The sequence below is a fragment of the Campylobacter concisus genome (genome assembly GCF_002913765.1).
Classification (GTDB): Bacteria; Campylobacterota; Campylobacteria; order Campylobacterales; family Campylobacteraceae; genus Campylobacter_A; species Campylobacter_A concisus_BB.
The window spans coordinates 239,417-258,280 of sequence record NZ_PPCH01000007.1 but is presented as its reverse complement, the minus strand read 5'-3'; the positions used below and the strand labels follow the sequence as shown (position 1 = coordinate 258,280).

The 18,864-nt window shown below is 41.6% G+C and carries 16 protein-coding genes; 15 read left to right on the top strand and 1 reads right to left on the bottom strand.

What is annotated here, in order from left to right; translation table 11 throughout:
• Window positions 1-41 precede the first annotated feature (41 nt).
• The 3 genes from CYO89_RS01870 to CYO89_RS01860 are packed head-to-tail and all read left to right on the top strand — an operon-like array spanning window position 42 to window position 2,994.
• Window positions 42-1,052: a 3'-5' exonuclease gene (locus tag CYO89_RS01870; RefSeq protein ID WP_103596936.1), complete on the top strand. Its 1,011-nt coding sequence runs from the start codon at window positions 42-44 to the stop codon at window positions 1,050-1,052.
• A gap of 20 nt (window positions 1,053-1,072) precedes the next feature.
• Entirely contained in the window at window positions 1,073-2,131 is a 1,059-nt protein-coding gene (locus CYO89_RS01865; protein ID WP_103596935.1) for an NAD-dependent epimerase, read from the top strand.
• Window positions 2,128-2,994, top strand: coding sequence for a DNA ligase (locus CYO89_RS01860; RefSeq protein ID WP_103596934.1), 867 nt, complete (start codon window positions 2,128-2,130; stop codon window positions 2,992-2,994). The genes CYO89_RS01865 and CYO89_RS01860 overlap by 4 nt, the downstream gene beginning before the upstream one ends.
• On the opposite strand, the gene CYO89_RS01855 is transcribed toward CYO89_RS01860, so the two are convergent.
• Window positions 2,991-4,031 (bottom strand): LLM class flavin-dependent oxidoreductase, encoded by a 1,041-nt coding sequence (locus CYO89_RS01855; protein ID WP_103596933.1) that lies wholly within the window; start codon window positions 4,029-4,031, stop codon window positions 2,991-2,993. The two genes, CYO89_RS01860 and CYO89_RS01855, sit on opposite strands and share 4 nt — an antisense overlap.
• 189 nt (window positions 4,032-4,220) lie before the next feature.
• Here CYO89_RS01855 and galE point away from each other — a divergent pair, with 189 nt between their 5' ends.
• The 12 genes from galE to CYO89_RS01795 are packed head-to-tail and all read left to right on the top strand — an operon-like array spanning window position 4,221 to window position 18,862.
• On the top strand, window positions 4,221-5,204 hold the full coding sequence (galE, locus tag CYO89_RS01850; protein ID WP_103596932.1) for a UDP-glucose 4-epimerase GalE: 984 nt from the start codon (window positions 4,221-4,223) through the stop codon (window positions 5,202-5,204).
• 8 nt (window positions 5,205-5,212) lie between these two features.
• Entirely contained in the window at window positions 5,213-6,535 is a 1,323-nt protein-coding gene (locus tag CYO89_RS01845; RefSeq protein ID WP_103596931.1) for a UDP-glucose dehydrogenase family protein, read from the top strand.
• The gene (locus tag CYO89_RS01840) at window positions 6,532-6,975 is read left to right on the top strand and encodes an ecotin (protein ID WP_103596930.1); all 444 of its coding nucleotides are present in this window, start codon (window positions 6,532-6,534) and stop codon (window positions 6,973-6,975) included. The genes CYO89_RS01845 and CYO89_RS01840 overlap by 4 nt, the downstream gene beginning before the upstream one ends.
• Window positions 6,972-8,204 carry a nucleotide sugar dehydrogenase gene (locus tag CYO89_RS01835; protein ID WP_002939912.1) on the top strand — a complete coding sequence of 411 codons (1,233 nt, stop codon included), beginning with the start codon at window positions 6,972-6,974 and terminating at the stop codon, window positions 8,202-8,204. Before CYO89_RS01840 ends, CYO89_RS01835 begins: the two co-directional genes overlap by 4 nt.
• An 8-nt stretch (window positions 8,205-8,212) precedes the next feature.
• Window positions 8,213-10,342 (top strand): STT3 domain-containing protein, encoded by a 2,130-nt coding sequence (locus CYO89_RS01830; protein WP_103596929.1) that lies wholly within the window; start codon window positions 8,213-8,215, stop codon window positions 10,340-10,342.
• A complete protein-coding gene (locus CYO89_RS01825) occupies window positions 10,342-11,859 on the top strand; it encodes an MATE family efflux transporter (RefSeq protein ID WP_103596928.1) in 1,518 nt (505 codons plus the stop codon). The genes CYO89_RS01830 and CYO89_RS01825 overlap by 1 nt, the downstream gene beginning before the upstream one ends.
• Window positions 11,860-12,621, top strand: a complete 762-nt coding sequence (locus tag CYO89_RS01820; RefSeq protein ID WP_103596927.1) for a glycosyltransferase family 25 protein — start codon at window positions 11,860-11,862, stop codon at window positions 12,619-12,621.
• Window positions 12,622-13,554 (top strand): glycosyltransferase family 2 protein, encoded by a 933-nt coding sequence (locus tag CYO89_RS01815; protein ID WP_103596926.1) that lies wholly within the window; start codon window positions 12,622-12,624, stop codon window positions 13,552-13,554.
• A complete protein-coding gene (locus CYO89_RS01810; RefSeq protein WP_103596925.1) occupies window positions 13,551-14,609 on the top strand; it encodes a glycosyltransferase in 1,059 nt (352 codons plus the stop codon). Before CYO89_RS01815 ends, CYO89_RS01810 begins: the two co-directional genes overlap by 4 nt.
• Window positions 14,606-15,649, top strand: coding sequence for a glycosyltransferase (locus CYO89_RS01805; protein ID WP_103596924.1), 1,044 nt, complete (start codon window positions 14,606-14,608; stop codon window positions 15,647-15,649). The genes CYO89_RS01810 and CYO89_RS01805 overlap by 4 nt, the downstream gene beginning before the upstream one ends.
• The gene (pglJ, locus tag CYO89_RS01800; RefSeq protein ID WP_103596923.1) at window positions 15,646-16,770 is read left to right on the top strand and encodes an N-acetylgalactosamine-N,N'-diacetylbacillosaminyl-diphospho-undecaprenol 4-alpha-N-acetylgalactosaminyltransferase; all 1,125 of its coding nucleotides are present in this window, start codon (window positions 15,646-15,648) and stop codon (window positions 16,768-16,770) included. The genes CYO89_RS01805 and pglJ overlap by 4 nt, the downstream gene beginning before the upstream one ends.
• On the top strand, window positions 16,763-18,862 hold the full coding sequence (locus CYO89_RS01795) for an STT3 domain-containing protein (RefSeq protein ID WP_103596922.1): 2,100 nt from the start codon (window positions 16,763-16,765) through the stop codon (window positions 18,860-18,862). The genes pglJ and CYO89_RS01795 overlap by 8 nt, the downstream gene beginning before the upstream one ends.
• Window positions 18,863-18,864: the final 2 nt, after the last annotated feature.

Sequence of the window (18,864 nt, the reverse complement as noted above, 5' to 3'; positions counted from 1 at the left end):
TTGGTATGATTTTAAAAAAAAATGCTTAAAAAAGGGCTAAAATGGCGAAAAGTTACATCTGCGTCTTTGACTGCGAGACGATACCTGATGCAAATCTGATAAGAAAAATTTACGGCATCGATGGAAGCGACGAAGATGTGAGCGTGCAGGCGATGTCCTTGCAAAAAGAGGCCAGCGGGAGTGAGTTTTTGCCTGTGATGTTTCATAGAGTTGTGGCGATCTCTGCGGTGATGGCCGATGAATACGGCAAATTTTTAAAAGTTAGCACGATGGAGGGCAAGGACGAGCGCGAGATCATCGCTAAATTTTTAAAATTTATAAATGATTATAACCCAAGGCTCGTTAGCTTTAACGGCCGTGGCTTTGACCTGCCAATGCTTATGGTGCGTGCGATGCGCTACAACCTAAACGCAGCGGCTTACTATGAGAGCGAAAACAAAGAGCTAAATAAAAACAAATGGGAAAACTATAGAGCGAGGTATTCGCCTAAATTTCACCTTGACCTGCTTGATTTTATAAGCGATTTTGGGAGTGTTAGAGGGCTAAAGCTTGATAAGCTTTGTGCTAGCTTAAATTTACCTGGCAAGTACGACGTGCACGGCGATCAGGTGCTTGAGTTATACTACGCAGGCGAGCTTGATAAGATAAACGAATACTGCGAAAGCGACGTGCTTAACACATACTGGCTATTTTTGAAATTTGAGCTTTTGCAGGCAAATATCTTGCAAGATGACTACATAAATCACCTAAGCGTAATGAGCGAATTTCTAGCCAAAAACTGCACTCACAGGGGATATAGTGAGGTTTTTTGCTCTGCGATAAGCGACGAGCTAGCAAGGCTTAGCGGGCAGCTAGACTATGAGATAAAGGTAGATAAAGAGGCTTTGGAATTTAGTGAATTTGATGATGTAAGGCCCATTAGCAAAGAGGAGCTAAACCGCGATATGCTGGGCGGTCTGCTTAAAAAAGCAAGCGATCTAAAGCCAAAAGAGCCAAAGAGCAAGACACTTTTTGAAGAGAAAGTGCCTGAGATAAATTTAGACGACGAATAAGTCAAAATGAAAGGAAAAATATGAAAATTTTAGTAACTGGAACAGCTGGATTTATAGGATTTCACCTTGCAAATGCCCTTGTGGCTCGTGGGGATGAGGTCGTTGGATATGACGTGATAAATGACTATTACGACGTAAATTTAAAGCTTGCACGCCTAAAAACGGCAGGTTTTGACGTGAGCGAGATAGAGTATGGTAAGCTTATCACCTCAAAAACGCATCCAAATTTAAAATTTATAAAAGCAGACCTTGCTGATGAAAAGACGATGAAAGAGCTTTTTACTAAGGAGAAATTTGACGTAGTGGTAAATTTAGCCGCACAAGCTGGCGTTCGCTACTCGCTCATAAATCCAAAAGCCTACATCGACAGCAACATCACGGGCTTTATGAACATCCTCGAGTGCTGCCGCCACAATGAGATCAAAAATTTAGTCTATGCAAGCTCTAGCTCGGTTTATGGACTAAATGAAAACATGCCATTTTCTACACACGAGGGGGTCAATCACCCTATAAGCCTCTACGCAGCGACCAAAAAGAGCAACGAGATGATGGCGCACACTTATAGCCATCTATTTAACGTGCCAACGACTGGACTTCGCTTTTTTACGGTTTATGGACCATGGGGACGCCCTGATATGGCGCTATTTTTGTTTGTTGATGCGGCACTTAAAGATAAGAGCATCGATGTTTTCAACTACGGCAAGATGAAGCGCGACTTTACCTACGTGGACGACATCGTAAAGGGCATCATCAAGTGCATCGACAACCCAGCTAAGCCAAATCCAAATTGGGACGCAAAGCACCCAGACCCTGCCACTTCAAAAGCGCCGTTTAAGGTCTATAATATCGGCAACAACAGCCCTGTAGAGCTCATGGACTACATCAAAGCAGTTGAGATAAAGATCGGCCGCGAGATCAAGAAAAATTTCCTCCCACTTCAAGCAGGCGATGTGCCAGCGACATTTGCTGATGTGAGCGATTTGGTGGCTGACTTTGACTACAAGCCAAATACAAAAGTAAACGACGGCGTGGCTAAATTTGTCGAGTGGTATAGCGAGTTTTACGGCATAAAAATTTGAAATTTATAGCCCTTTTTTTAGCATTTTGCCTTAGCTTTGCCTTTGGAGCAGGGCAGGGCAAGCTTGAGTTGCTGCGCCTTAGCGAATTTAAAGATCAAAACGTCTCAGGCTGGCTAGCTAGCGAGAAGCTTGACGGAGTGCGTGCCTACTGGGACGGAGAGAATTTACTCTCAAGGCAGGGCAAAAAGCTAAATGCACCGCAAAGTTTTACTAAAAATTTCCCAAAATTTGCACTTGATGGCGAGCTTTACGCAAAGGGGCTTAAATTTGAAGAAATTCAAGCGACCGTGATGGACAGGCTGCCAGATGAAAAGGAGTGGAGCAGGCTTAAATTTCACGTTTTTGACGTGCCGGAGGCAAGTGGCGGCTTGCTTGATAGGCTTGAAGTTTTGGCCAAATTTCTAAAAAATGAGCCAAATGACAATTTAATCATTATAAAACAGATAAAAATGCCTGATAACGCCCAGTTTTTAAAATTTACAAAGGACATTATCGCAAGAGGTGGCGAGGGAGCAGTCGTGCGTGAGCCAAATGCGTCCTACGAGCGAAAACGAAGCAAAAATGCACTTAAATTTAAGAAATTTAAAGATGCCGAGTGCGAGGTGGTCTCCATAAACAAAGGCAGCGGCAAATACGCAAATCTTGCTGGCTCGCTCACTTGCAGGGCGCTTGGTGGCAAAGATGACAAAGAAAAAGCTGGCGAGCCAAAAGAGGGCACTATCTTTAAAATAGGCTCAGGACTAAGCGACGAGCAACGCACAAATCCCCCAAAGATAGGCTCTATCATCACATATAAATTTCAAAATTTATCGTCTTATGGCAAGCCAAGATTTCCTATATTTTTAAGGGTTAGAGAGGATTAAATTTCATCTATGGTCTCTTTTAACGCCCTAAAAGAGCTAAGCTGCGCCTCCTCATCAAAAATGAAACTTTGAGCCATGATCTCATCGACTTCAAGCCTATTTTGAAACTCTAAAATTTGCTCTTTAACGCTTTGCTTTGAGCCTATGAAAGAGCACGCCATCATCTCTTCGGTGACGATTCTCTCTCTATTTTTTAGCTCTATTTGCCTAAAGTCGATCGGCCCAAAATGTGGAGCTTTGGCGCCTCTTTTGCAAGAGGCAGCAAAGACCTCGTCGTTATCTTTTTTTGGTGGTTGCAAATACTCTTTTTCGCCAGTGACCACGTTTAAGAAAAACTGCGTTTGCGTAGTTGCTAAACTCTTTGCTAGCTCGTCACTTTGGGCTATTATCACATTTGCTCCTGCGATGACATAAGGAGCGGCAAGAAACGAAGAGGGCTTGAAATTCTGACGATAAATTTCTACTGCTTTTTCTAGCGCACGTGGTGCAAAGTGCGACGCAAAGGCGTAAGGCAGGCCAAACTCAGCCGCCACGTATGCGCTATATATGCTTGAGCCAAGTATGTAGATGGGTGGAATTTTGTCTACTTTTGGATAGGCTTTCACGGCCCTTTTGGCGTTAAAATAGTCCATTAGCTCGTTTATCTGCATGTCAAATTCTATCTCTCTTGCGCCTCGTCTAAGCACTGCAGCTGTCTCTTGATCAGTCCCTGGAGCTCTGCCTAGCCCAAGATCGACGCGGTTTGCAAATATCGTCTCAAGAGTGGCGTACTGCTCTGCTATAGAGTAGGGGCTGTGGTTTGGTAGCATCACGCCGCCAGAGCCCACGCGCAGGCTTTTTGTATGCTCTAAGATGTGCGCGATGATGAGCTGCGTGGCTGAGCTTGCTAAGTTTCTCATATTGTGATGCTCTGCGACCCAGTAGCGTTTCATGCCGATATCTTCGGCAAATTTAGCCAGTCTAACAGCTGCATCTATGGCGGCTTTTGCATCACCGCCTTGCTTTATCGGCAGTAAATTTAAGATCGAGACATTCATTTTTATCCTTTTTTTGTAGATAAAAGATTATAAAGATTAAATTTAAAATAGATTGTAAGTCTATTTTAAATTTATAAAGGCAAAGATCTATTTTGCAGCTTTTAGGCAAATTTTAAAAACTAACCTTGCTTTACTTTTGCTTTACTCTATTTTTGATAAAATTACACACTTTTAATGAAAGGCTTAAACTTGAAAATTTTAGTAACAGGTGGAGCTGGATACATCGGCAGCCACGTAGTAAAAGCACTTTTAAAGCAAGGCAAAGATGAGATAACCATCATCGACAATCTCTGTAAGGGCTCACAAAAAGCACTTGAAGCACTCCAAAAGATAGGAGATTTCAAATTTATAAATGCAAATTTAGAGGATGATCTAAGTGAAATTTTCGCAAATGGCAAATTTGATGCGATCATCCATTTTGCAGCGTTTATCGAGGTCTTTGAGAGTATGAGCGAGCCGCTAAAATACTATCTAAACAACACCGCAAACGTCGCAAGGGTGCTAAGATATGCAAAAACTTACAATGTAAATAAATTTATATTTAGCTCAACTGCCGCAGTTTATGGCGAGCCAGACGTGGCGGAGGTGAGCGAAACAACGCCTACAAATCCGATAAATCCATACGGCAGAAGCAAGCTCATGAGCGAGCAGATCATAAAAGACTACGCTGCGTCAAATGAAAATTTCAAATTTGCGATACTTCGCTATTTCAACGTCGCAGGTGCAGACGAAGAGGGGCTTATCGGTCAAAACTATCCAAACGCCACGCACCTTATAAAAGTAGCCGTGCAAACAGCACTTGGCAAGCGTGAGAGCATGGGTATCTTTGGCGATGACTACGCGACAAAAGATGGCACATGTGTAAGAGATTACATCCACGTTAGCGACCTAGCAGACGCTCACATAAGCGCGCTTGATTACATCAGTCAAAATGGTAGTGAAACTTTTAACGTGGGATATGGTAGGGGATTTAGCGTAAAAGAGGTCATCGAGACCGCAAAAAAAGTAAGTGGGGTAAATTTTAAGGTGTTAAATGCGCCAAGAAGGGACGGCGACCCAGCTATCCTTATCTCAAACGCAAGCAAACTGCGCTCGCTAACAAGCTGGAAACCAAAAAGAGACGATCTAGCGCTCATCATAAAAACCGCCCTTGAGTGGGAAAAGAGAATTTAAGGATAAGCATGAAAATAGCAGTAATTGGAACTGGATATGTTGGGCTAGTAAGCGGTGCATGCTTTGCTAAGATGGGCAACAGCGTGATCTGCGTCGATGTCGATAGCAAAAAGATCGAAGCGCTAAAAAACGGCGTCGTGCCGATATATGAGCCTGGGCTTGCTGATATCGTGAGTGAGTGCTACAAAAATGGCTCGCTTAAATTTAGCACGCAGATAACCGAGGCGCTAGAGCATGCAGATGTGCTATTTATCGCAGTTGGCACGCCTATGGGCGCTGATGGACAGGCGGATTTAAAATATGTCCTTTCAGTTGCAAAATCTATCGGAGAAAATTTAAGCAAACCACTAATCGTAGTCGATAAATCAACCGTTCCAGTGGGCACTGGAGCTAAGGTGCACGAGGTGATCGAGGCTGAGCTTAAAAAGAGAAATGTAGAGATCAAATTTGAAGTAGTCTCAAACCCAGAGTTTTTAAAAGAGGGTGCGGCGGTTGAGGACTTTTTAAAGCCAGACCGCGTAGTTATCGGGGCTAGTAGCGAGTGGGGCTTTAGCGTGATGAGAGAGCTTTATGAGCCATTTATGAAAAATCACGATAGGCTCATTTGCATGGACGTAAAATCAGCCGAGATGACAAAATACGCTGCAAATTCGATGTTAGCAACCAAAATAAGCTTTATAAACGAGATAGCAAATATCTGTGAACGCGTAGGCGCTGATGTAAATTTAGTAAGAAAAGGCATCGGCAGCGACTCAAGGATCGGATATAGCTTCATCTACCCAGGCTGCGGATATGGCGGTAGCTGCTTTCCAAAGGACGTCGAGGCGCTCATCTACACAGCTAGACAAAATGGCTTTGAGCCAGAGCTTTTAAACGCGGTCGAGTCAAGAAATAAGGCTCAAAAAAGAGTGCTTTTTGATAAAATTTATAACTTTTTTGGCGGCGATCTAAAGGGCAAGAGGATCGCACTTTGGGGGCTTGCGTTTAAACCAAATACCGATGATATGAGAGAGGCTAGCTCGCTAACATTGATAAAACTTTTAGATGAAGCTGGCGCAAAAGTGGTCGCTTACGATCCAAAAGCAAGTGAAGAAGCTAAAAAATATATGCCAAATTTAGATGTGAAATATGCCAAAAATAAATATGACGCTCTTAATAACGCCGATGCAATGGTGCTTGTGACAGAGTGGAGTGAGTTTAGATCGCCTGATTTTATGGAGATCAAAGAGAGGCTAAAAAATGCCGTCATATTTGACGGACGCAACCAGTATAACGCTAAAGCTTTGGCTGAGCATGGATTTAAGTATTTTCAGATAGGCGTCAAAGCGTGAAGCAAATTTTATCTCTCATAGCTTGTTTGCTACCTTTTACGCTCTTAGCTAGCGATGAGGTAGGTAAAAGTGAAGCCAAGACGCAAAAACAGGTTTTTGAGTTGCCCGTCTCAAAGATGCCGAATGATTATTTTAAATATGAAGTTGCATTTTTTAAAGAGGTGCAAACGGATTGTGAATTTGCTATGCTAGAGGGCGGACATTTAGATAAAAAAGAGGATAAAAGCGGGGTTTATTATGAATTTAGCGCAGATGATGAACCGCTTAAGCCTTGCAATGGCAAAAATAAAAAGAGGCAAATTTATTATGAATTTACTCAAATTTTGCCTGGCATTAGCCCCATTAAGATCGTAACCCCACAAAGCGTGGGCGCAGAGATAAGAATTTATGAACGTGTAGAAATAATAAAACCAAAAATTTTAAAAAGGAAAGAGAAATGAAAATAGCAGTAGTAGGACTTGGATATGTGGGACTTCCACTAGCAGCAGCTTTTAGTGAAAAGTACGAAGTAGTCGGCTTTGACGTAAATGCAAAACGTATAGAAGAGCTTAAAAGTGGCTATGACAGAACGCTTGAGCTTAGCAACGAGCAGATGAAAAAAGCGATCGATAATGGCATGAAATTTAGCCTAAATTTAGATGACATCAGAAGTTGCAACTTCTTCATCGTAACCGTCCCAACTCCGATAGATAAGAACAAACGTCCTGATCTAACTCCAGTGGTAAAAGCGACTGAGAGCGTGGCAAAAGTGCTTAAAAAAGGCGACATCGTTGTCTATGAAAGCACCGTTTATCCAGGCGTTACAGAAGAAATTTGCGTGCCACTTCTTGAAAAGAGTGGGCTTAAATTTAACAAAGACTTCTTCTGCGGCTACTCTCCAGAGCGCATAAATCCAGGTGATAAAGAGCACACTGTTACAAAGATCAAAAAGATCACAAGTGGCTCAACCCCAGAGATCGCAGACAAGGTCGATGAAATTTATCGCTCGATCATCACAGCTGGCACTCACAAAGCTTCAAGCATCAAAGTAGCAGAGGCTGCAAAGGTCATCGAAAACACTCAGCGCGACATCAACATCGCCTTTATAAACGAGCTTGCGATGCTGTTTGAAAAGCTTCACATCAACACTATCGACGTGCTTGAGGCTGCAGGTACGAAGTGGAATTTCTTAAATTTCCGCCCAGGTCTAGTTGGCGGTCACTGCATCGGTGTAGATCCATACTATCTAACTCACAAAGCTCAAGAGGTAGGCTACAACCCTGAAATGATCCTAGCAGGTCGCCGTATCAACGATGATATGGGCAGATATGCAGCCGATCAAGTGATAAAACTAATGATAAGAAAAGGTGTGCTTATCAACAAAGCGCGCGTGCTCGTTCTTGGTATGACATTTAAAGAAAACTGCCCAGATATAAGAAATTCTCGCGTTATAGACGTGGTTGATGAGCTAAAAGACTTTGGTTGCAAGGTCGATGTGACTGATCCTTGGGCTGATAGCGCTGAGGTAAAACATGAGTACGGCTTTGATCTAGTAAAAGAGTATAACCTAGACGACTACGACTGCATCGTGATCGCCGTAGCTCACAATGAATTTAAAAAGCTCAACCTAAAAGGCCACTTGGTTTATGATATAAAAAATATCTACCCAGAGGCTGACGCTAGGCTGTAAGGAATTTAGTGCACAAAGTAAGCGTAAATTGTAAAATTTTACTTATCTTTCTGGCTGCTTATCTGTTTGGATTTGCAGCTAGGATGCTTTGGGTATTGTGGGCAAAGGATATGCCAGAGTTTTACTTTAATGGCGAATTTATGCTTACGACAAATGACGCATACTATTACGCAGAGGGCGCTAGAGATATGCTTGCTGGCTTTCATCAGCAAAATGACTTTAGCCCCTTTAATCACTCAATCTCAACCATAGTTTTTTATATTTGCAAAATTTTACCTTTCAAGATCGAAAGCGTGATGTTTTATATGAGCGCGCTTTTAGCACCCCTTATCGCGCTTCCAGTTATCTTGATATCAAATGAGTTTAAAGCTCTAAAAGCTGGGGCCGTGGCGGCATTTATGAGCGTTATTTTGCCAGGCTATCTTGTAAGAACGTCTCTTGGTTACTTTGATAGCGATATGCTAAATGTCACATTTGCGCTTTTTATCATCTATCTTTTGATCAAGCTTTTAAATGCAAATGAACAAAAATTTATCGTTTTGCCTGGAGTTTTTGTATCGCTTTATCTTTGGTGGTATCAAAGCTCTTATGCTCTTATTTTAAGCATTATTTTTATCTTTTTTATCTACACGCTTGCTTTTATGCGAAGCAGGATAGAAAACTACCAAGCGATATTTTTTATGTTTATAAGCATCGTTAGCTTCAATATTTTTTCAAAAGATCCACTCATCGCAAATAAAATTTTGATTTTAAATTTAGCGGTCATTGCTTCATTTTACGCCATTTTTTGCAAATATAAAAAACTACTTTCACCTAGAAATTTGAGCATTTTTATAGCTATTATGCTGGCTATTTTTATCTATTTTGGCGGCTTTGATCTTATCATCTCAAAGATTGGCAGTTACGTTTTAAAAAGCAGCTCAGAGGTTGCAAATAAATTTCACTTTATAAGCGAATACACGCTAATTGACGAGGTAAAAAGCGCTAGCCCTTTATACTTTGTCTATTTCATGGCTGGAAATATCCTTATTTTACTAGCGGCAGTGATTGGATATCTGGTGCTTTGCTTTAAATTTCGCCCATTTTTACTTAGCTTGCCACTGCTTGGACTTGGCATTTTATCGCTATTTGGCGGAGTTAGATTTGCTATGTATGTAACGCCGCTTGTCGCACTTGGTTTTGGGTATTTCTTGCACTTTTTTTTAAATTTATTTGACCTTAGAAATTCTCTTAAAAATTTATCCTTTTTTATCTTTGCGGCTGCTGCGCTTGCTCCAAATTTAGAGATCGCTTACTCTTATAGACCTCATACTTTGATCACGCACGATGAGGCAATGGCGCTTGATCAGTTAAAAAAGGCTACTAAGCGCGATGACTACGTGCTTTCGTGGTGGGATTATGGATATGCGGTAAGATACTTTGCTGATGTTAAGACGCTAAATGATCCTGGCAGGCAAGGCGGCGAGAACGGCTATTTTGTTAGTCTTGCATTAAGAAAGGATGAGGCAACCTCAGCCAAGCTAGCTAGAGTAGTGAGCGAGTATAGCGACATATCGTTTGAGAAAAAGAGTAGAGCGCTAGAAGAAATTTTAAAAGATCACAATACAAGCGATCTAAATCTCTTTTTAAGCCAGCTTGAAAGCGCAAATTTCACTCTGCCAGCGGCAAAAAAAGAGGTTTTTTACTATCTTGTGCCAGACATGATAGATATCGCTCCAAATATCTTTAGGTATAGCTACATCGATGTTATGAGTGGCGAGCGGCCAAAAGAGGAGTTTTTTTACTACATTAGCCCTATAAATAGCATTAGCGAGGCAGGCATAGACCTTGGAAATGGCTATATCTTGCCGCTAAAAGAGCCAAAATTTATCACACAAAACGGCGAAAAAGTGGCGGTAAAGTCCTTTTATAAGATAAAAGGCTCTGGTAAAGAGCTACAAATAGACGAGAAAACTATCGACGAAAAGGCGAAAATTTCTGTTTTGTTTTTGGAGGACTATGCGCGTGTGGTTTTAGTTGATGAAAATGCCTTAAATTCAGCCCTTGTGCAGCTTTTTATATTTGAGCGAGCAGATGAGCGATACTTTGAGCCATTTATCATCTCAAGTGGCGTAAAAATTTACAGGTTAAAAGTCTAATGCTAATCAATCTAATAAGCTCGATCGTCGTTTTTATCGTATCAATGGGCATAAATTTCTTTCTTACGCCATTTATCTTAAAAAGTCTTGGCAACGAGGCATTTGGTTTTGTGGGGCTTAGTAACGCCATCGTTAGCTACGCAGCGGTCGTAAGTGTAGCCATAAACTCGGTCAGTGGGCGCTTTGTTGCTCATGCGTGGCACAAAAAAGATCTAAGCCTTGCAAACACCTACTACTCATCAGTGCTTGTTGTAAATATCTTTTTTTGCGCCGTTATCGTGGTGCTTAGCTCTGTTTTCATACTAAATTTGCAAAGCTTTTTAAACGTCCCTGAAAATTTACTCTTTGATGTTAGAATGACCCTTGTTTTTTACTTTATAAATTTCTGCGTTGGACTATTTAACGGCGTTTTGACGGTTTGTGCTTTCGTGACAAACAAGCTCTATCTACTCTCCATCAGAAACGCCATCTCAAGCGCGATCCTAGCAGCCCTTATCGTGGCGCTCTTTTTCTTTTTTAAGCCATTTATCTCATACATCGCCATTTCGGCGCTAGTTGCTAGCCTTTTTGTCTTTTTTAGCACCATTTTTATGTCAGCTCGCATCACGCCAGAGCTAAAATTTAGCCTTAGCAAATTTGACTTTTCTAAGATCAAAGAGCTTCTAAGCTCTGGCATTTGGAATAGCTTTAATGCGCTAAATCGCATACTTTTAACAGGCATGGACCTATTTATCTGCAACATTTTCGTAAATGCAAATGCCACTGGCCTTCTTTCAGTCGCCAAGGCCGCTCCTATCATACTTGAGAGCTTTGTAGCACAGCTTAGCGGTATCTTTGCACCAAAATTTGTCGAGCTTTACTCTAAAAATTTGATCACGGACCTTATAAAAGAGGCTAAATTTTCGATGAAGGTGATCGCCTTTGTGATGAGCGCTCCAGCCGCATTTTTCGTCGTTTTTGGGCTTGATTTTTACACGCTTTGGCTACCTTTTAAAAGCGCAGATGAGGTTAAATTTATCTACAATGTCTCGATGATCACGCTAGTGCCTATCGTATTTATAAGCTTTGTTTTTTCGCTTTTTAACCTTGATAGCGCGACAAACAAGCTTCGCCGACCAGCCATTGCCAACACTATCCTTGGCGTTAGCACGATCATAGCGCAGATCGCACTGCTTAAATTTAGTGACTACGGCGTTTATGGCATCGTCATCGTCGCAGCCATTTTTTATAGCATAAGAATTCTTGGCTTTGACCTCATAAATGCCGCCTTAAATTTAGAGGTGAAACTCACCACATTTTACGGGGTTTATTTTAAAAATTTAGCCGTTTTTGCGCTATGCGTGCTTGCGATGTTTGCCTGCAAGGACTTTGTAAGCCTAAATAACTGGCTAAAATTTGCTATCTTTGCTGCGATATACGCCGGCGCAGCTTATGTTTTGGGATATTTTTTGTTTTTTAATGCCTTCGAGCGAGGCATAGTTTGGCGTAAAATTTTAAAAAAATTTAAAAGGTCTTAAATGGATGAAATTTATCTGATCTCTTTGGCTAAAGATACCAAAAGGCGCGAGCTTTTACAGCAGAAATTTAGCTCATATGATAGCTTTAAGCTAATAGACGCAGTTGATGGCAGGGAGCTAAACGCGAGGGAGTACTATAAGATCATTTCGCCGTCATTTAAAGCTTACGGCAAGGTCTTAAGCCCGGCAGAGGTTGGCTGTTCGCTCTCGCACGTGAAAGCTTATGAGGCATTTTTGGCAAGTGAGGCGAAATTTGCCCTCATCTTTGAAGATGATGTGATCGGAGATGATAATGCCATAAAAGAGGCATTTTTGGCAGCTAGCAAGATGCCTGAAAATAGCGTGCTGATATGCGGCATGCAAGATGGGCTAGAGGGCAGGTTTAGCGCCTTTGGTAAAAAGGTGGATACTAGCCTAAGTAAGCCGCTTTGGCAGGTCTCAAAACACTCATTTTCAAGCATTTATAGAGCAGGGGCTTATGTGCTAACTAAAAAAAGTGCTAAAAATTTGCTTGAAATTCATAAAAGTGCGCTTTGCACGACCGATGTTTGGGACTATTTGCTTGGCGTTAATGATATGCAGATGTATTTTTGCGATCTTTTTGCGCACCCAACTGATCTTAGTGGCTCAAACATCGAGGGCGAGCGCCTTGAGAGGGGATACAGGGCAAATTTAAAGGCATACATAAAAACATTTAAATTTATACTTTTCTCACGACTTGAAAAGCTTCAAGGCTATGAGAGAATTTTTAAAAGGGGCTAAATGAGCGAGCCATTAATCAGCATCGTAACTGCGACATACAAGCGTCCAGAGCTTTTAAAAAAGGCCATAAAAAGCGCTCTAGCTCAAAGCTATAAAAATTTAGAAATAGTTGTAACAGATGACGGCGATGACGAGAGTGCGAGTGAAATTTGCAAGAGTTTTAACGACGCAAGGATCAAATTTGTAAAAAACAGCGCTCACAAAAAGAGCCCAAATGGCAACAAAAATAACGGCTTTGACAACGTAACAGGCGAGTTTGTCTGCTTGCTTGACGATGACGATGAGCTTTTGCCAGAGGCGATAAAGGAGTGCTATGAAATTTTAAAAAGTGGCGAGTATTCGTGCGTTTTTGCAGATGCGATCTGCGAAAAAGATGGCGTGATGACCGAGGTCGTGGCTGGTAGAAGCCCGTATAGCAAGAGTGGGGCGATGAGCAAGGTTGATTATCACTGTGGGCGGATAAATGGCGAGTATTTTAAGCTTTTTTCGCGTGAATTTATAGACGGCTTTAGGTTTGATGAGAGCAGTTTTGGCGGCGAAAATGAGCTTTATATCCGCTTTTTTGAAAAAAGTGTCTTCTATCTTAAAAAGCCACTTTACATCTACCGCATCGCAAGAAGTGACAGTGCGACACTAAATGCTGGCAAACACGCGCTAAACGTGGCAAACGCTTACATTAAAACTGCAAATTTGCACTACGACATCGCTATAAAAAACGAGCCAAAATTTCTAGCTATGCAGTATAAAAACGCCGCTTACTACGCCAAAATAGCAGGCGAATATGGCCTTATGCTAAGGTGTATCTTTAAAAGTCTTAGCATTAAATTTAGTAAAGAAGCGTTTATTTTCTTACTACTTAGCCCGCTTCCAAGTGGCATTTTACCGGCACTTTCAAAGCTTAGAGTGAAGATAAAACAAAGGTTTGGCGTATGAGGGTATTATTTGTCACATCAACGCTTAGAAGTGGCGGTGCGGAGCGAGTTTGCGCAGTGATCGCATCAAGATTTAGCGTGGATCACGAGGTAAGCCTTGTTAAATTTGACAAAGATGAGCCATTTTACGAGCTGGCAAGTGGCGTAAAGCTCATAAATTTAGGTGTTGGGGCTGATGAGCTTGGCTTGGTTGGAAATTTAAAAAAGAGAGTTTCAAAGGTGCTTGCCTTAAGAGCGCTCATAAGAGAGGGTAAATTTGACGCTGTAATATCCTTTTTAGACGCCGTAAATACCTTGGTTCTCTTTAGCTCGGCTGGGCTAAAAACGCCTATAATCATAAGCGAGCACACAAACTATCTTGCGCCAAAAAGAGCTATTTTTAAGGTGCTAAGACGCATAAGCTATCCATTTGCTAACGCACTTAGCGTCCTAAGCGACGAGGATCTAGGCTACTACTCTAAATTTTGCAAAAATGTGATGAAAATTTACAACCCACTCTTTGAAGAGGTGTGCAGTGAGAGCTTTGCTAAAGAAAATTTAATCATCTTTGTTGGCAGGCTAAATAAGATAAAAAACTGCGAAATGTTTGTAAGAGTGGCTGCAAACTTAAAACAAAGCGGCTATAAATTTGCTGTCGCTGGAGATGGTGGCGAGAGAGCAAATTTAGAAAATTTAGCCAAAAATTTAGGCGCTGATGTCCAGTTTTTAGGCAATGTAAGCGACATCGCCTCGCTTTATAAAAGGGCAAAGGTGCTGCTCTCTTGCTCAAATTTCGAGGGTCTTGGAAACACCTTGATAGAGGCGATAAACTATGACTGCGTGCGTGTTGCGACAAGGACTAGCGGAGCAAAAGAGCTTATAAAAGATGGTTTTGATGGCTTGCTTTGCGAGATAAATGACGCTGATCAGATGAGCAAAAAGCTTGCAAATTTGCTGCAAGATGAGGCAAAAATGGGCGAATTTGTCAAAAACGCAAGGGCTAGACTTGATGAGTTTAGCGTGGAGCAAATTTATAAAAAATGGCTGGAGCTTTTAAGGCTTGGAGGTGTGAAGTGAAAATTCTTTTTGTCATAGCCGCACTTAGAAATGGTGGAGCCGAGCGCGTGCTAAACGTGCTTGCAAATGAGCTTTGCAAAGACAATGAGATCACTATCGCTCTTCTTGAAGAGGACCTTGGGCTTTATAAATTTAGTGAAAAGATAAATATCATAAATGTTAGCGTCACTGGCTCAGGGCTCGCTTTAAAATTTAAGAAAATCCTCGCTCTTAGAACGCTTTTTAAAGAGCAAAGGGCTGATCTCATAATTAGCTTTATCGACTGGACAAACGTCGCTTGTGTGCTGGCAAATGCTGGGCTAAAGAGCAAACTAATAGCAACTGAGCACCACGAGCACAGCTACTTAAAAAGCAAAATCACAAGCGCCATGCGTGATATTAGCTACCGCTTTGTAGATGGCTTAAGCGTGCTAAGTAAAAGCGACTACGACTACTATAAATTTGCCAAAAATCGCGAGGTCATCCACAACCCACTCTTTATCGACGTGCCTGAAAATTGCGAGAAGCAAAACGTCATCTTAAGCGTGGCGAGGCTGGAGGCGGTCAAGGGCTATGATATCTATTTTGAGGCGCTTAGCAAGGCGGATAAGAGCTTGCTTGATGGCTGGGAGATAAAGATCGCAGGTAGTGGCAGGCAAGAGGCCGAACTGAAGCAAATGGCGTCAAATTTAGGGCTTAACGTCAAATTTCTAGGTCACATGAATGACGTCACAAAGCTTTATAGCGAGGCAAAAATTTTCACTCTTTGCTCACGAAGCGAGGGGCTTTCAAATGTGCTAATAGAATCAGGCGCTTTTGGTTGCGCTAGGCTAAGTAGCGACACCGTGGGCGCAAGAGAGCTTATAAGTGACGGCATAGACGGGCTTATCTTTAAAAATGGCGACGCAAATGATCTAAAAAATAAGCTTGAAATGCTTTTAAAAGATGAAAAATTAAGGCAAAAACTAGCAAAAAACGCCAGCGAAAGTGCAAATTTATTTAGCAAAGAAAATATCATCAAGCAGTGGCGAGAATTTATAAAAAAGGTTGTTAGCAAGTGAAAAAATTAGCCGTTTTTTTATACTCGATGGGGCCTGGCGGGGCTGAGCGAAATGTGGCAAATTTGCTGCCATTTTTGGTTAAACGTTATGAAGTTCATCTCATCTTAATGAGCAAGGTCATCGCCTATGAGATCCAAAGTGAGGTGCAGATCCACTTTATAGAAAATAGCGATCCTTACGAGAGCGGACTAAAGAAGCTTGCAAGGCTCTTTTTAGCGATGCCAATGCTTGCCTTTAAGTATAAAAATCTTTGTCAAAGCTTAAACATCGACACGCAGTTTGTGCTGATGAACCGCCCTTGCTATATCGCTGGGGTTGCTAGGATTTTAGGGCTAAAGGCTAGGCTAGTTATCAGCGAGCGAAGCTGTCCATCGATCCTATATAAAAACGATCTAAGCGGCAGAGTTAATAAATTTTTACTCACTCATCTTTATAAAAAAGCTGATCTAATCCTCGCAAATGCAGCTGGCAATAAAGAGGATCTGGTGCGAAATTTTGGCATGAGCGAGGCAAAAACAAAGGTGCTTTATAACGCCCTTGATCTAAAAACTATAAATTTGCTAAAAGATGAGCCACTTGAGGATGGCTTTAAGCCATTTTTCATAAACATAGGCCGCCTTGATAGCGGTAAAAATCAAGCCATGTTAATAAAAATAATAGCTTCGATTAGCGACCCTCGTGCCACGCTTGGCATCCTTGGCAAAGGACCTTTAAAGGATGAGCTGCAAAATTTGATAGACAAATTTGGCGTTGGCGAGCGAGTAAAGCTTCTTGGCACTGATAAAAACCCTTTTAGGCATATAAAAAACGCCTCTTGCTTGCTTTGTGCCTCGCGTTTTGAGGGCTTTTCAAATGTCCTGCTTGAAGCACTAGCGTGCGAGAAAACCATCATCTCAACCGAGCACAAGAGCGGCGCAAAGGAGCTTTTGGGCGATAGCGAGTTTGGCATCTTAGTGCCAGTTGGTGACGAAAATGCGATGAAAGAGGCGATGATAAAGGTGCTTAACGAGCGTGAAATAAGGCAAAATTTTGAAAATGTTGCGTATAATCGGGCTAAATTTTTTGATAGTGAAAACATAGCGAGCGAGCTTATAAATTTTTTGGAAAATCCTAATGAATAGAAATTTATTTTTTAAAAATTACTCTTTATACCTTATGATATTTGCCGCAGTCATCTTTGGCATGGTTTGCAGGCTTTACTGGGTCTTTTGGGCGAGTGAGTATCCAGTCTTTTTTTGGAACAACGAACTGATGATCAGCACAAACGACGGCTACGCATTTGCCGAGGGCGCAAGGGATATGCTAGCTGGCTTTCACCAAGAAAATGACCTTAGCTACTACGGCTATCCGCTCTCGACGCTTACTTACTGGATCGTGAAATTTCTAGGTGTCAAGCTTGAGACGGCGATGATTTATATGAGCGTCTTTTTCTCATCGCTTGTGGCTGTGCCTGTTATCTTGATCGCAAATGAATACAAAGTAAAAATGGCTGGCTTCATCGCTGCACTTCTTGCAGTGATCGCAAATAGCTACTACAACCGCACGATGGCTGGTTACTACGACACCGACATGCTCATCATCACTCTTAGCGTCTTTGTCGTTTGGGGGCTTGTTAGAGTGCTTGAGAAAAAGGACGCAAAGAGCCTGATAATAGCACCTTTAAGCGTGCTTATCTATATGTGGTGGTATATGAGTGCCTTTTCGCTTATTAGCATTTTAACTGGGCTATTTTTACTTTACACGCTCATTTTTGATAGGAAAAATCCACTTTTTTACCTTGAAATTTCGCTGCTTTTACTCGCTATCTCAAATCTTGATCTAACTCTTAGATTTATCGCTGTTATCGTTATTTACACACTTTACCTACTTAAAAAAGAGGCGATAAATTTAAAAATTGCTCTTGGCATTTTGGCAATTATCTTTGTCATTTTTGTCATCCGTGGCGGGCTAAATCCGATAATCTTTCAGCTTAAATTTTACGTCTTTAGAGATGCGCCTGAAGTTGGCGGCATGAGCTTTCACTTTTTTAATGTCAATCAAACTATCCAAGAGTCAAGCGTCGTTGATTTTACGCTATTTTGCGAGAGGATCAGCGCAAATGTCATCACATTTTTGATCTCGCTTGCTGGTGTTGCTCTTTTTTGTTACAAGCACCGCTCATTTGCCGTCTCGCTTGGTATGCTCGCACTTGGCTTTTTAGCCTTTAAAAGTGGCCTTAGATTTACCATTTATGCTGTGCCTATCATGGCACTTGGCTTTGGCTACTTAGTGGAGTTTGTGCTTGCAAATTTAAAGCTAAAAGGAGCCGTGCTAAATCTCATAAGAGCCTTCATAGCAGCTCTAGTGCTTGCTCCAGCGCTCATTCACATCTATGGCTACAAGGCTGAGCCAGTCTTTGTAAATAAAGAGGTTGAAATTTTAAATAAGCTAAAAAGCATCGCAGGACGCGAAGACTACGTGCTTGCGTGGTGGGACTATGGATATCCGATTAGATATTACAGCGATGTTAAGACGCTAATTGACGGCGGAAAGCACCTTGGACGTGAAAATTTTGCCGTGAGCTTTGCGCTTGGAAGCGACGAGATGAGCTCGGCAAATATGGCAAGGCTCGATGTCGAATACACTGAGCGAAATTTCAAAGAGCACTTTAATGGTAACTTGGCTCAAATTTTAAAAGATAGAAATTTAAGCGTTGATCAGTTTTTTAGCGAGATAAAAGAGGCAAATTTTAGCCTACCAGCAAAGAGCAGAGAGATATATTATTACCTGCCAGATAGGATGCTTAGCATCTTCCCGACCATTTTGCAGTTTAGCAAGATCGATCTAAAAAGTGGTAAAAATTTAAACAACGGACTTTTCATCACCACTAGAGCGATCTCGCAAAGCGAAAAGGGCATTAGGCTAAGTGGTGGGTTTACTCTAACAAGTGATGTCACAAATTTGATCTATGATGGCAATGTCTTACCACTAAGATCTTTCATAGAGACCGACTACAACGAGGCTGGCAAGCTAAACGTAAAAGAGTATAAAAATAATGAAAGCTCAAACATTTCTGTCATTTTTATGAGGGATTATGGTAGATTTATCATCCTTGATGAGAGCATTTTAAATAGCGCCTACATCCAGCTTTTCGTGCTTGAAAGATACGATCCAAAAGTCTTTGAGCCAGTCATACTTGACGGGGCGGCAAAAGTTTATAGGCTAAAGAGGTAGAG

Bases quoted from the DNA above. Each gene is read 5' to 3' on its own strand.
- CYO89_RS01870 (WP_103596936.1), top strand. From the start codon at position 42: ATGGCGAAAAGTTACATCTGCGTCTTTGACTGCGAGACGATACCTGAT.
- CYO89_RS01865 (WP_103596935.1), top strand. From the start codon at position 1,073: ATGAAAATTTTAGTAACTGGAACAGCTGGATTTATAGGATTTCACCTT.
- CYO89_RS01855 (WP_103596933.1), bottom strand. From the start codon at position 4,031: ATGAATGTCTCGATCTTAAATTTACTGCCGATAAAGCAAGGCGGTGAT.
- CYO89_RS01845 (WP_103596931.1), top strand. From the start codon at position 5,213: ATGAAAATAGCAGTAATTGGAACTGGATATGTTGGGCTAGTAAGCGGT.
- CYO89_RS01835 (WP_002939912.1), top strand. From the start codon at position 6,972: ATGAAAATAGCAGTAGTAGGACTTGGATATGTGGGACTTCCACTAGCA.
- CYO89_RS01825 (WP_103596928.1), top strand. From the start codon at position 10,342: ATGCTAATCAATCTAATAAGCTCGATCGTCGTTTTTATCGTATCAATG.
- CYO89_RS01820 (WP_103596927.1), top strand. From the start codon at position 11,860: ATGGATGAAATTTATCTGATCTCTTTGGCTAAAGATACCAAAAGGCGC.
- CYO89_RS01815 (WP_103596926.1), top strand. From the start codon at position 12,622: ATGAGCGAGCCATTAATCAGCATCGTAACTGCGACATACAAGCGTCCA.
- CYO89_RS01810 (WP_103596925.1), top strand. From the start codon at position 13,551: ATGAGGGTATTATTTGTCACATCAACGCTTAGAAGTGGCGGTGCGGAG.
- CYO89_RS01795 (WP_103596922.1), top strand. From the start codon at position 16,763: ATGAATAGAAATTTATTTTTTAAAAATTACTCTTTATACCTTATGATA.